Consider the following 12,699-nt stretch of genomic DNA (forward strand, 5'->3'; position numbering starts at 1 on the left):
GTCAGTCCTCCTTTTTCGCGGCCTGGGCGGCGAGGTGATGGTCGAGATTGTCGAAGCGGCGCTCCCACAGGCGGCGGAACGGCTCGATCCAGTCGGCCATGTCCTTCATCGCCTCGGCGCGCAGCCGTCGCGGCCGGCGCTGCGCATCGCGGCCACCCTCGATCAGGCCGGCATTTTCCAGCACCTTGAGATGCTTCGAGATGGTCGGCTGGCTGAGCGAGAAGGGCCGCATGAGCTCGGAGACGGTCGCCTCGCCCAGGCTCAGCCTGGCCAGGATCGCCCGGCGGGTTGGATCGCCGAGAGCGGAAAAGACTGCGTCGAGGCTGGGGTCGGTTTGCATCGCCATTTGGCTATATAGCTAAATGGCGATGCATGAGTCAAGGCATCTGCCGGACGCTGGGCGACGTCACCTGTTGATGCGGAAGCCGGTTTCAGTGCAGCCCTGGTACGGCCCGTCACCCGCGCCGATCAGCACGGCACGATCCTCGTCCTGGGCGAAGGCGACCCGTTTGGATCCATAACGGACGCCCACCGACGACGGGCGCTTCTCCAGCTCGTAGCTATACCCCTTGGTATCGATCCGGACCCTGTCCTTGGAGAAGGCCGCGGAAAAGGATTTGCCCGCGTCGCAGTCATATTGACGCTCGTCGGTCGAGCTATCGTCGCTATATCGCTGGGCGCAGGCGGCAACGGTCCAGCAGGCAAGCGTCGCGGCCAGGATCGCTGTCCCGCGCCGATAGCCACATCCTCGGTCAGCTGCCATTGTTCCCGATCACGATCGATACCGCCCGGCGATTGGCCGCATAGGACCCCTCGTCGGATCCGAGCGCCTCGGGGCGCTCCTTGCCATAGGAGATGGTGCGGATTCGCGTCGGCGCAATCCCTTCGGCGGTCAGGAAGGCCGCGGCGGCGCGGGCGCGGCGGTCGCCCAGCGCGAGATTATAGTCGCGCGTGCCCCGCTCGTCGCAATGGCCTTCGATCGAGAAGCCGATGTCCGGGTGCTGCCGCAGCCATTCGGCCTGCCGCGCCAGTGTCTGGCGGGCCTCCGGCTCGAGCGTGAAGGAATCATAGCCGAAGAGCACCCGGTCGCTCCCTGCCGCGGCAATCAGGCTGGCCTGCAGGCCGGACAGGCTGTCCGGCGCGGTATAGGCCTCGCCGGCGCCCGGCGCATAGCTGTTGCCGTCGACCGGCAGTTTCTTGCTCGCGCAGCCGGCAAGCATCGCGGCGCCGATCGCGGCGGTCAGGACCATCTTGTTCATCATTCTTCCCCCCAAGGGACAGCGTTCGCTCTCTCCCTAGGGCTGCGCGGGCAGGGGGCGTTACTATAGGTTTTTTATGCATGGACGGGTCGGCCGGGCGGCGCCTATCCCGATTGGGCGAGCACCGCCGTGCCCCCCGGCACGGACCCTCCTCCTGAAAGGCGGTGCTCCACCCACCACGGCGGCGGGCGGGCATTCGCTCCCGACAGGCCCGCCTCAGCCGCCGTGGACCAAACCCGGTGATGAGGGCAAACACGCTAGTCGATGACGGAATCTCCCACCTCGCTGCTCGGCACCATGCGCAAGGTGAAGCTGCATCTGAGCAGCGGTCAGTTCCTGCTCACGCTCCTGCTCGTCACCGTGTCCGCCACCGGTTCCTTCGCCGCAGCCCGCTATGGCGAGGTGGCGGCGGCGCTGGTCTTCGTTCTCGGCATTACCGTCACGGGCGCGTTGTGCGGTCTGGCCTCTGCGCTGATCGCCGCGCTGGTCGGCTTCCTGATCTACAATTTCTACCTGACGGAGCCGGTGCTGACCTTCCGGCTGGCGACGGGCAGCGACATCGCGCCGCTGGTCATCTTCAACCTGTGCGCCCTGGTGTCGGGCGTGCTCGCCGGCCGGCTCAAGGATCATGCCGAGGCGGCGCGGTCGAGCAATCTCCAGCTCAACAGTCTGCTCGAGCTGAGCCGCGAACTTCAATCCACCCAGCGCCCGGAGGATGTGGTCGCGACCGTCGACGGGGCGGCCCATGAAATCCTCGGCGCGCGGATTTCGCTGTTCCGCGCCGAGGGACGGACCGCGGTTCCGCTCGACCTGGTGGAGCGCGACGATCGCTGGCAGGCCCTGGCCCAGGCCTTGCTGTCGGGTCCGGCACTGACGCTCAACGACGGAAATCTCATCGGTCGCCGTCTCGAAGGCAGCACCGGCCTCCCCATCCTGATGATCGTCGAGCCGCTCCGCCCACGCGGGATCGAACCCGCATTCGTCGACGCGCTCGGCAACATGGTCGCGCTCGCGCTCGAGCGCGCGGCCCTGTCCGAACGGATGACCGAGCGTCAGGCCTCGGCCCGGGCCGAGGAATTGAAGACGGCGCTGCTTGCGTCGGTCAGCCATGATTTCCGCACCCCGCTGACCGCGATCTGCGCATCGGCCTCCAGCCTGATCACCTATGGCGAGAAGCTCGATCCGGAAACCTCGCTTCGCCTGTTGCAGGGCATCGTGGAGGAAGGCGAGCGGCTCAACCGCTACACCGCCAACTTGCTTGAGATGAGCCGGCTCGAAACGCGTGGAGAGCCTGCCTCGCTCCAGGTGCTCGGCGTGTCCGAGATGGTCGCGACGGCGATCCAGCGAGTCAGGTCGCGGGCCGGCGCGCGGTCGATTGCCCTGGAGGACCGGGCATCCGAGCTTCAGATCGCCGCGAACCCCGCGCTGTTCGAGCTCGTCCTGATCAACATCCTCGACAATGCGATCACCTATAGCGAGGACGGCACCCGCATCCGCATCGGCATATCCGGGGCGGAGGATATTTGCTGCATCGCCATCGCCGATGAAGGCTATGGCATCCCGGAACAGGATGCCGAGCGTGTGTTCGACCGCTTCCACCGCGTCGCGCGCAGCGAGGCGTCGCCGCGCGGCAGCGGTCTGGGCCTCGCCATCGCCAAGGGGTTCGTCGAGGCGCTGGGTGGCACCATCGGCGCGACGATTCCCGGCATCGAGGGACGCGGCACCTGCATCACCATTCGCCTTCCGCTTGCCATGGGGAGCGACCGCTCATGACTCATATCCTGCTTGTCGATGACGAGCCGTCGCTCATCGCCGTGCTTCAGCCCGTCTTGGGCGCCGCGGGCTATAAAGTGCGCGTCGCCTCCGATGGCAGCAGCGCCTCGCGCCTGGCCCTGGACGAGCGGCCGGACGTCGTCCTGCTCGATCTCGGTCTGCCCGACATGGACGGCAAGGAAGTCATCCGGCGGATTCGTGCGGCCAGCGCGGTGCCGATCATCGTGATCTCCGCGCGGCACCAGGAAGCGGAGAAGATCGCCGCGCTCGACAATGGCGCGGACGATTACGTCAACAAGCCGTTCGAGATCGGCGAGCTGATGGCGCGCATCCGCGCCGCGATCCGCCGCGGCAAGAGCCTGGAGAGCGAGCCGGAAACCTATTCGGGCGCTCCGCTCGAAATCAATTTCGCGGCGCGCCAGGTCAGGCTGGACGGCGATGTGGTCAGGCTTTCTCCGAAGGAATTTGATCTTCTGCGCGTGCTCGCGCTCAGCGCCGGCCAGGTGGTGACTCACAAAAGGCTGCTCGCCGCCGGCTGGGGATCGGAGGGTGCCGACAGCCAGTATCTGCGCGTCTATATCGGCCTGCTGCGCCAGAAGATCGAGGAGGATCCCAGCGATCCCCGGCTGCTGCTGACTGAACCCGGCGTCGGCTATCGCCTGACGCCGGGCGTGTGAGCGATGGTCGTGTTGCGCGCGCGTGACGAGCTGGGACGGAGCCGCCTGCCCGGGCTGGAGGCGCTGCATCATTTCTCGTTCGGGCAATATCAGGATTCCGCGCGCGGCCATTGGGGTGCGCTGACCACGCTCAACCACAATATCCTCGAACCGCGTGCCGACATGCCGCCGCACGCCATCGACGGCGTCGATATCCTGACGATCGTGCGCAAGGGCGTGATCGCGCATCACGTCAACATGGATGCCGTCGACCGGACATTGGCGGGGGAAGTGCAATTGCTCTGTCCCGGACGCGGTATCACGCATGCCCAGAGCAATCCTGGCGCCAGGCCCGCGGAATTCGTCGAGATCCGGCTGCGCATGGAAACGGTGCCGGAGCGTGTGCAGCGGCGCATCGTGAAATTCCCCAACCGCGCCCACACCGGCCGCCTCGCGCTCCTCGCCAGCGGCTTTCCGCAGGATCGCCTTGCCATGCCGCTGCAATCGCATGCGCGGGTGTTCGGCGCCCGCCTGCCGGCCAGGGGAGCGATCGATTATGCGCTCACCCGGTCGCGCCATGCCTATGTGATGGCGCTGGCCGGCACGGTGGACGTCAACGGCCAGGCCATCGGCCCGCTCGAAGGCGCCGCGATCACTAACGAAACCGCCATCCGCATCGAATCGCGCAAGTTCGCGGAGATATTGCTGATCGACACGCGCTGAGCGAGGGGTGGCCGGGTCGATCAATCGTCGGGGAACAACAGCGCCTCATAGTCACGCGCACCATGAAGGACATGGATGACGGTCACGCGGTCCGGCTCCGCTCGATAGAAGATCAGGTAGCTGCCGTGCGCGCGGCGGCGAATGCCAAGATGCGCGTAACGGGGCACCAGTGGAAAGCCTTGAGGAAGGTCACCCAGTTGCCGCGCCTTGTCGAGCAACTCTCGTATGAAACTGCGGGCACGATCCGGATTGTCCTGCGCGATATAGTCGCCGATCCGCTCCAGATCGCCGAGCGCTTCGTCAGTCAGGACAACCTTCACCGCGCCTCGCGCGTTTCCGGCATCGCCGCATATTTCGCGTCGAGCATCGCTGCTGCAGCGTCCAGGCTCTGGATTCGCCCGGCGTCAGCGTCGGCAATGCCACGCGTTATGGATGCGTCCAGCGCGGCAAGACGCGTCTCACGCTCGTGAATGAGACGAACCCCTTCGCGCAGGATTTCGCTACGCGAGTTGTAACGGCCCGTTTTGACGAGTTGGCCGACGAAATTTTCGAGATGGTTTCCGAGGTCGACGCTGCTGGCCATGGGGCATTCTCCAGGAACACTATATCGCGGATGGATAATAGTTATCAAGGCTGGGATCGATTCAACTCGGTCGAAATAGCTGCATGATGCTGCCGGCCGCGTGTTCCACAGGCAGCCACCGCGCTCTTTGACATGACCGACCGAAAAGGCGCCCCGTACGCCGCCTGCCCACCCTGCTATCGGCGTGGCGTTACGCTGTTATGGCGAAATTCTACCCTGTTCCGCAGAACAGGGTAGCTTCCAATAAGCATTTGATATTTATGCGAAATAATGCGTCCAAAATCCAACGTGACAGGGGAAAATTTTTCCCTTCCCTTGGAGTGACCCCCTTTAGTGAGACACGTTAATTAGAGAGAGCTCGGTTGCTTGTTTGAAGGGCTGCTGCGCAGCAGCCCTTCGCATGGTTTCCTCATACTCGTCGGGCGACCTGTAGGCCAAGGCGGAGTGCAGGCGCTGGCGATTGTAGACCTGCTCGATGAAGGTCCCGATCCGCTCGCGTGCGTCGGCGAGGTCGCGATAGCCGGTACCGTCGACCTCCTCCTGCTTCAGGGTCTTCATGAAGCTCTCGGCCATGGCGTTGTCGTAAGGGCAGCCCGGGCGGCTCATGCTGGGGATGATGCCGGCGGCTTCGAGCCGGGCGATGTACGCGCCGCAAGCATATTGCACGCCTCGGTCGGAGTGATGGACCAGACCGTCCGGCGTCACCCTGCGTCGCTCCAGCGCCATGGCGAGCGCCTCGAGCGCCAGCTCGGCGCGCAGATGGTCCGCCATCGCCCAGCCGACCACCTTGCGGCTGAACGCGTCGAGGATCACCGCCAGATAGACGAACGCCTCGGCCAGATGGACATAGGTGATGTCCGCCACCCATAGCTGGTTGATCGCCATCGGTTGCATCGCGCGCGCCAGATTGGGCCACACCCGCCAGCCGTGCCGCGCATCCGTCGTCGCCGGCCGGAACGTCCGACCCCGCAGGCACAGCAGATTGTCCTCGCGCATCAGCCGGGCCACCCGCTTGTGGTTGACGCACCAACCGTCACGCCTGAGCAGCGCGGTGATCCGGCGATAGCCATAGAAGCGCTGCGCCAGGCACAGCCGCTGCACCTGATCGCGCAGCGCCGTCTCTTCCACTTTTGGGGTATGGTCGCGCCAGCGCCGGTAATAGCTGGCCCGGCTTACCCCGGCCAACTGGCACAGCGCCTCTGTCGACAGCGCCGATCCCTCGCCTTGCGAACCCGTCATCGCCTGGATCTCGGCGAAGACGTCGTCTCGCCAGCACCGTCGCTCGGCTGGCGTGACGCCTCGATACGCCGCAAGGCGCCTTTGAAAAAATCCAGCGCCACCTGCTGCTCGCCGATCTTGCGCTGCAAGGCCTCGATCTGACGCTGCGCTGTGGCAACATCGCGGATCTCACCAACCGCCGCCTGGCTAGCCATCGCATCCGCTACGCGCCCCGGACGACCCGGATCGCGCAGCGCCTGCTCCCCGCCCGCCCGCACCGCATTGCGCCACCGGTACAGCAGATTATCCCTGATCCCCAACTCGAGCGACAAGGCTGACACCCGCTCGCCCGACTCAATCCGACCCACAACCCACAGCTTGAACCCCCGGTCGTGCCGTCGTCGATGGTCCTTCGACATTCTTGCCCTCCATCCAGAGAGCTCTCTCTTATTTCATGTCTCAGTCTAGGGGGTCATTCCACCCTGCTTTTTCCCTGTTAACGGGCCGGAACAGGGAAAAGTGGGGCCTTTCGCCGTAGCGCGGATCCTATGCTCGGCAGCGTCCTGCGCACCACGATCGCGACGCCCTTCGCATTGGGGTGCAGCCCGTCGGCCTGGATCAGGGCCCGGTTGCCCGCCACGCCCTCGAGGAAAAAGGGATAGAGCGGTGCGCCATGGCGCTTCGCAAGGCGCGGATAGATGCTCTCGAACGCGCCGCGATAGTCGGCGCCGAGATTGGGCGCGGCGCGCATGCCCATGACCAGCACCGGGATCTGCCGCCGCTTCAGCTCCGCCAGGATCCGGTCGAGATTGCTTGCAACCTGATCGGTCGGCAGGCCGCGCAGCATGTCGTTCGCGCCAAGCTCCAGCAGCACGAGATCGGGCTTCCGGCCGAGCCCGCGCAGGCCCCACAACAACCGTGCCCGTCCCTGAGCGGCAGTGTCGCCCGACACCCCGCCATTGCGCACCTCGGCATCGACCCCGGCTTGCCGGAGCGCCCGTTGCAGCTGCGGCACATATCCCTGGTCGGGCGGCAGGCCGAGGCCCGCCATCAGGCTGTCGCCGAACGCCCAGACCAGCTTTTTGGGCGGCGCCGGTGCGGCGGCGGTCAGCGCCAGCAACAGGCCGAGTTGGACAAGTCGGCGAAGCACGCCATATCCCGGGAATCGTGGCATCATCATCTTCTTCCGCATCGGCCGGTATCCCGGATAGCCCCACACCTCCCGAAAGCAACGTGATCGTTGCCGCCGGGGTCACGCTCGCGCTCGGGCAACCGCCCGCCCGGGTCCAGATTCTGCACGGGATCGACCTGTCGGTCGCAACCGGGGACAGCGTCGCGCTGCTCGGGCCGTCGGGGTCGGGCAAGTCGTCGCTGATGGCGATCCTGTCCGGGCTGGAGCGGCCGAGCAGCGGCGCGGTCGGCGTCACCGGGCTGGATTTCGCCACGCTCGACGAGGATGCGCTGGCGGTCGCGCGACGCGGCCGGATCGGCATCGTGCTCCAGGCCTTTCACCTGCTGCCGACCATGACCGCGCTGGAGAATGTCGCCGTCCCGCTCGAACTGGCCGGCGAGCGCGATGCGTTCGCGCGCGCCGCGGCCGAGCTGGAAGGCGTGGGGCTGGGCCACCGGCTCGATCATTATCCCGCCCAGCTTTCCGGCGGCGAGCAGCAGCGCGTCGCCATCGCCCGCGCGCTCGCCCCTCGCCCGGCCTTGCTGTTCGCCGATGAGCCGACCGGCAATCTCGACACCGCGACGGGTGCCGCGATCATGGACCTGCTCTTCGCGCGGCACCGCGACACCGGCGCGACCCTGTTCGTGATCACGCATGATCCCGCGCTGGCGGCACGCTGCGCCCGGGTGATCGAGCTGGCCGACGGCCGCATCGTCGCTGACCGGCGCCGCGCGTGAGGCTCGCCTGGCGGCTGGCGCTGCGGGACCTGAGACGCGGCGGGCGCGGCCTGATGCTGCTCGCGCTCTGCCTGTTCCTCGGCACCGCGGCGCTCGCCGGGATCGGCAGCCTCTCGGCCAGCATCCTCTCCGCGCTCGAAGGGCAGAGTAGGGCGATGCTCGGCGGCGACCTGCAGATGCGTATCTCGCAGCGCCGCGCGACGGTCGAGGAAAGCGCCGCCTTCGCCGCCCGCGGCCGCATGTCGGAAACCGTCGGCATGCGCGCGATGGTCCAGCCCGAGGACGGCGCGACGCCGACCCTGGTCGACCTCAAGGGCGTCGATGATCGCTGGCCGCTCGTCGGCAGCTTCAGGCTCGCGCCCGGCGCCTTTGCGTCGCGCCCGCACGGCCGTCAGGCAGCCATCGCGCCCGCGCTCGCTGACCGACTGGGGCTGAAGGTCGGCGATCATATCCGCATCGGCACTGCGCGCCTCGCGGTGATCGGCATCATCGCCGAGGAGCCCGACGCGCTCGGCGACGGCTTCAGCTTCGGCCCGCGCGTGATCGTCGACATGGCCGGGCTCGACGCGACCAATGCGGTGCAACCCGGCAGCCTGTACGAGAGCCGCTACCGCCTGGCGCTCCCGCCGGGCGTGGATGCCGAGGCGCTGGGCAAGCGCCTGACCGCGCGCTTCCCGGGCGCGGGCTGGACGGAACGCACCGCCGACAGCGCCGCGGGGGGGCTCCGGCGCGGCATCGCCCAGCTCGGCCAGTTCCTCCTGCTCGTCGGCCTCGCGGCACTCGCCATTGCCGGGGTGGGGGTGGGCAGCGGCGTCAGCGCCTATCTCGCCGGCAAGACCCCGATCATCGCGACGCTCAAGGTGCTCGGCGCACGCTCCAGCACTATCGCCTCGATGTTCCTGATCCAGCTTGGCCTGGTCGCGGGTGCCGGCATCGGCGGCGGCTTGATCCTCGGCGCGGCCGTGCCGCCGATCGTCGCGGCCGTTGCCGGCGACGCATTGCCTGTACCGCCACGCCTCGGCCTCTATCCCGTGCCCTTGCTGAGCGCAGCGGCGCTGGGCCTGATCGTCGGCATCCTCTTCGCGCTTCCCGCACTGGCCCGGGCACGGAGTGTCCCGGCAGCGCGATTGCTGCGCGGCGCGGTCGCGCGCCGTCGCCTGCCGTCCTGGCGGGTGATCGGGGGGATGGCCGGGCTGCTCGTCGCGCTCGTCGCGCTCGCGGTGCTGACGGCATCCGATCCGATCCTGGCGCTCGGCTTCGTTGGTGCGATCGCCGTCCTCATCGTCGCGCTCTGGCTGATCGGCCTGGCGCTCCGGCGCGGCATTGCCCGGCTGCCTCGTCCCCGCCGGCCGCTGCTGCGCATGGCGTTGGCCAATCTCCACCGCCCTGGCGCTCAGACCGACCGGCTGGTGGTCGCGCTGGGGCTCGGCTTCTCCCTGTTCGTCGCGCTGGCGGTGATCGACACCAGCCTGTCGAGCGAGATGGCCAATGCCGCCCCGGCCAAGGCGCCGCGCTTCTTCGCGATCGATCTCCAGCCCGAGGATGCGGCGAGCTTCCGCACTGCCGTCACCCGTGCCGCACCCGGCGCGCGGTTCGAGGCCACGCCATCGCTGCGTGGCTCGGTCGTTGCGCTGAAGAGGCAGCGCGTGACCGACATGAAGAACCTGCCCGAGGATGCCTGGGTGCTTCGCGGCGACAGGACCATCACCTGGGCAGCAACCTTGCCCGCGCGCAATACGATCAGCGCAGGAAAATGGTGGCCCGCCGACTATCGCGGCCCGCCACTCGTCTCGATCGAGGACAAGGCCGCCGCGTCGCTCGGCCTGAAGGTCGGCGACGAGATCACCGTCGCCGTGCTCGGCGTCGACGTGCCGGCCCGCATCGCCGCGCTGCGCACGATCGACTGGAGCGGGCTCGGCCTCAACTTCGCGATCGTTTTCTCGCCCGGCCTGATCGAGGAAGCGCCGCACAGCCTGCTCGCCAGCGTCTATGCCCCGCCCGGCCGCGATGGGCAGATCGCGCGCGAGGTCGGCGCGGTCCTGCCCTCGGTCACGCTGATCCGCGTCGGCGATGTGATCGGCCAGCTCGGCGAGCTGCTCGGCCGCATCGCCTTCGCCGTCCGCGCGGCGGCGGCTGTCACCGTCGCCGCCGGCGTGGCGGTGCTGGTCGGCGCGGTCGCCGCCTCGGCCCGCGCCCGGCGGATGGATGCGGTGATCCTCAAGCTGCTCGGCGGCAGCCGGGCTCAGGTGCTGGGCGTCCAGGCGATGGAATATGCCCTGCTTGGGCTGCTCCTTGCCGGCGTGGCGCTGGCGATCGGGGCGGGGGCAGGGTGGTATGTCGTCGTCCAGGTCTTCGGCCTGCCCTGGGCGCCGGACTGGGGCGTGGTCGCGCTGACCCTCATGGCATCGGTCCTGGTGACGCTGAGCATCGGGGTCGTCGGCAGCCTGCCGGTGCTCAACGTGCGACCGGCACGGGCATTGCGGGAGGATTGAGGCCGACGCGCAAGATCAATGTCTGCCGCTACCTCGCTTCATAGAGTGCGATATAGGCCATGCGTTCCCAGACATTGGCGGCATCCATCGGCGCGCCGGCCCGATTGCCCTCGAGCAACATTGCTTTCGTCGGTGTTCGGATGACGGTCAGCATCCTGAGCGCCGCGGCATAATAAGGCTCTCGTTCGCCATTCGGCATCGAATCCCATGTCGCGTCGGCTTCGATGGAGGCAGCGCCGCTAAGACTGGCGTGAATGCCGCGGGCAATCCGTTCAAGCATCGTCATGAAGAATATCCTCGGTTACCTCCTCTCTCTCATCATGACGGATCGACCTCCGCTTTGGCGCAATAAAACACGAGATATCAGCTCAAGGCAATTGGGGCATTTTGGGCGCCTAGGCAGCGCCGCGGCGCCGATCCGATGTCGCGCTCCCTATCTGCGATTGATTTTCCCTTTGCTGCACCGCCGTTGAAAGGGGAGAGCGGGGCCAGCCTGCACGCGGCAATTTTGGCGGCAGATTGCGTAAATATCATGTTAAAGTGAATGCTGCGCTGCAGGACGAGTCTTGAACAGGTAATGATTGCCTGCTTATGCTGCGCTCTCGAAAAGTTGATTCGAGGCCAGGCAGGGGGCCGGCGATGAATGTTGAGCTTGGTCTACGGTTGGAGCCTGCAAAGGTAGAAAACGGTTCCGGCACCGGCGCGCAGGGACTAAAGTCACGCCGCATGGTGAGGCTGCGTCTCCACGCTTTCCTGATCCTCCTCGATATGCTGTGCATCTATGCGAGTTTTGCGTTCGCGCGTCTCGTCTACCCTCCATTCGGCTCGCAATGGAGCGTGATTGGAACCACCATAGCGATCGTCTATCTCGGCAGCGCCGCCAGCGCGGGCGCCTATTCCGCAGACATAACCACGACACCGGAGACCGGGGTAAAGCGCGCGCTACGCGCGTTGGTCCTCGCGGCTGCCACTGTGCTGTTCGTCGCCTTCTATTTCAAATCGAGCCAGGAACTTTCGCGCCTTGCCTTTGCGATCGGCATTGTCGCCAGCGCCGTCAGCCTCGCCGGGACACGCACCTTCTTTCTGCGCCGCGCATTTTCGATACTTGGCGGAAGTCCCTATTCCATCGTCCTGATCGCGGAGGAGGCGCCGCGCCATCTGAATGGAGAGTTTTCCGGTTTCCTGAAATTGTCCGATTTCGATCCGGAGAGCAGTTCTCCCATCATGTATGACAAGCTCGGGACCGCCTTGCGCGGCGCCGACAGGGTCGTGCTGGACTGTGCGCCGGACCTCAGGCTCGCTTGGGCCAATGCCCTTCAGGGCGCCAACATCCATGCCGAGATCATCGTGCCCGAACTGTCCGATATGCGGCCACGAGGGCTGGGTCGTTTCGGCGCCGTGCCGACGATCATCGTCGCTCAGGGCCCGCTCGGGCTGTTCGACCGACTTGTAAAGCGCCTCTTCGATCTGGCAGTTGCGGGCACCGCGCTGATCTTTCTCGCGCCGCTGTTCATGATCGTGGCGATCGCAATAAAGATTGAGAGTGCGGGACCGGTCTTCTTCATTCAGTCGCGTATCGGACGAAGCAACCGGATCATCCGCGTCTTCAAGTTTCGTAGCATGCGCAACGAGGTTTGTGACGGCGATGGTGTTGCCTCCACGCGTCGCGACGATGACCGGATCACGACGGTCGGCCGCTTCATCCGGATGGTCAGCATCGACGAGTTGCCGCAGCTGATCAACGTGCTCCTGGGCAGCATGAGTATCGTCGGGCCGCGGCCGCACGCGCTTGGGTCGCGGGCCGAGGGCCAGTTGTTCTGGGAAATCGACGGTCGATATTGGCACCGCCATGCCGCCAAGCCGGGCCTGACAGGGCTGGCGCAGGTTAGGGGATATCGTGGCGCGACCAACGTCCGCTCGGATCTTACCGATCGGCTGCACGCCGATCTGGAATATCTCGGTGGCTGGTCGATCTGGCGCGACCTGAAAATTATCGCACTGACGTTCCGGGTCCTGGTGCATAGCAACGCATATTGATGGCAATTGCTTCGCTTGCTCCGATCGCCACGCTCACAGCTCGGAAGAAA

At 66.4% G+C, this 12,699-nt stretch carries 15 protein-coding genes; 6 read left to right on the forward strand and 9 right to left on the reverse strand.

Features of this window, described 5'->3' with window-relative positions:
- Nucleotide 1: 1 nt before the first annotated feature.
- From ACZ1I5_RS03935 to pal, 3 genes are all read right to left on the reverse strand, one after another.
- The gene (locus tag ACZ1I5_RS03935) at nt 2-340 is read right to left on the reverse strand and encodes an ArsR/SmtB family transcription factor (RefSeq protein WP_465172439.1); all 339 of its coding nucleotides are present in this window, start codon (nt 338-340) and stop codon (nt 2-4) included.
- A 66-nt stretch (nt 341-406) separates the two neighbouring features.
- A complete protein-coding gene (locus tag ACZ1I5_RS03940; RefSeq protein WP_465172440.1) occupies nt 407-763 on the reverse strand; it encodes a hypothetical protein in 357 nt (118 codons plus the stop codon).
- Entirely contained in the window at nt 753-1,259 is a 507-nt protein-coding gene (gene pal / locus ACZ1I5_RS03945; RefSeq protein ID WP_465172441.1) for a peptidoglycan-associated lipoprotein Pal, read from the reverse strand. Before pal ends, ACZ1I5_RS03940 begins: the two co-directional genes overlap by 11 nt.
- A 264-nt stretch (nt 1,260-1,523) precedes the next feature.
- Between pal and ACZ1I5_RS03950 the strand changes: the two genes are divergently transcribed.
- The 3 genes from ACZ1I5_RS03950 to ACZ1I5_RS03960 are packed head-to-tail and all read left to right on the forward strand — an operon-like array spanning nt 1,524 to nt 4,411.
- Nucleotides 1,524-3,032: a sensor histidine kinase gene (locus tag ACZ1I5_RS03950; RefSeq protein ID WP_465172442.1), complete on the forward strand. Its 1,509-nt coding sequence runs from the start codon at nt 1,524-1,526 to the stop codon at nt 3,030-3,032.
- Entirely contained in the window at nt 3,029-3,709 is a 681-nt protein-coding gene (locus ACZ1I5_RS03955; RefSeq protein ID WP_465172443.1) for a response regulator transcription factor, read from the forward strand. Before ACZ1I5_RS03950 ends, ACZ1I5_RS03955 begins: the two co-directional genes overlap by 4 nt.
- Nucleotides 3,710-3,712: 3 nt before the next feature.
- On the forward strand, nt 3,713-4,411 hold the full coding sequence (locus ACZ1I5_RS03960) for a pirin family protein (protein WP_465172444.1): 699 nt from the start codon (nt 3,713-3,715) through the stop codon (nt 4,409-4,411).
- 20 nt (nt 4,412-4,431) lie between these two features.
- Here ACZ1I5_RS03960 and ACZ1I5_RS03965 read toward each other — a convergent pair whose 3' ends face one another.
- The 5 genes from ACZ1I5_RS03965 to ACZ1I5_RS03985 all read right to left on the reverse strand — a co-directional run bounded on the left by ACZ1I5_RS03965 (nt 4,432) and on the right by ACZ1I5_RS03985 (nt 7,386).
- Nucleotides 4,432-4,731 (reverse strand): type II toxin-antitoxin system RelE/ParE family toxin, encoded by a 300-nt coding sequence (locus tag ACZ1I5_RS03965; RefSeq protein ID WP_465172445.1) that lies wholly within the window; start codon nt 4,729-4,731, stop codon nt 4,432-4,434.
- Nucleotides 4,728-4,994: a type II toxin-antitoxin system ParD family antitoxin gene (locus tag ACZ1I5_RS03970; RefSeq protein WP_465172446.1), complete on the reverse strand. Its 267-nt coding sequence runs from the start codon at nt 4,992-4,994 to the stop codon at nt 4,728-4,730. Before ACZ1I5_RS03970 ends, ACZ1I5_RS03965 begins: the two co-directional genes overlap by 4 nt.
- 330 nt (nt 4,995-5,324) lie before the next feature.
- The gene (locus tag ACZ1I5_RS03975; RefSeq protein WP_465172447.1) at nt 5,325-6,233 is read right to left on the reverse strand and encodes an IS3 family transposase; all 909 of its coding nucleotides are present in this window, start codon (nt 6,231-6,233) and stop codon (nt 5,325-5,327) included.
- Entirely contained in the window at nt 6,230-6,631 is a 402-nt protein-coding gene (locus ACZ1I5_RS03980; protein WP_465172448.1) for a transposase, read from the reverse strand. Before ACZ1I5_RS03980 ends, ACZ1I5_RS03975 begins: the two co-directional genes overlap by 4 nt.
- Before the next feature lie 77 nt (nt 6,632-6,708).
- The gene (locus tag ACZ1I5_RS03985; protein WP_465173886.1) at nt 6,709-7,386 is read right to left on the reverse strand and encodes an arylesterase; all 678 of its coding nucleotides are present in this window, start codon (nt 7,384-7,386) and stop codon (nt 6,709-6,711) included.
- A gap of 59 nt (nt 7,387-7,445) precedes the next feature.
- Between ACZ1I5_RS03985 and ACZ1I5_RS03990 the strand changes: the two genes are divergently transcribed.
- Both ACZ1I5_RS03990 and ACZ1I5_RS03995 read left to right on the forward strand, forming a co-directional pair.
- Nucleotides 7,446-8,120, forward strand: coding sequence for an ABC transporter ATP-binding protein (locus ACZ1I5_RS03990; RefSeq protein WP_465172449.1), 675 nt, complete (start codon nt 7,446-7,448; stop codon nt 8,118-8,120).
- On the forward strand, nt 8,117-10,612 hold the full coding sequence (locus tag ACZ1I5_RS03995; protein ID WP_465172450.1) for an ABC transporter permease: 2,496 nt from the start codon (nt 8,117-8,119) through the stop codon (nt 10,610-10,612). The genes ACZ1I5_RS03990 and ACZ1I5_RS03995 overlap by 4 nt, the downstream gene beginning before the upstream one ends.
- 28 nt (nt 10,613-10,640) lie before the next feature.
- Here the strand turns inward: ACZ1I5_RS03995 and ACZ1I5_RS04000 are convergent, their stop codons facing one another.
- Nucleotides 10,641-10,898 carry a hypothetical protein gene (locus ACZ1I5_RS04000; RefSeq protein ID WP_465172451.1) on the reverse strand — a complete coding sequence of 86 codons (258 nt, stop codon included), beginning with the start codon at nt 10,896-10,898 and terminating at the stop codon, nt 10,641-10,643.
- Nucleotides 10,899-11,251: 353 nt separating this feature from the next.
- Between ACZ1I5_RS04000 and ACZ1I5_RS04005 the strand changes: the two genes are divergently transcribed.
- The gene (locus ACZ1I5_RS04005; RefSeq protein ID WP_465172452.1) at nt 11,252-12,649 is read left to right on the forward strand and encodes a sugar transferase; all 1,398 of its coding nucleotides are present in this window, start codon (nt 11,252-11,254) and stop codon (nt 12,647-12,649) included.
- Nucleotides 12,650-12,699 lie beyond the last annotated feature (50 nt).

Source organism: Sphingomonas sp. BL-S-30, assembly GCF_055521475.1.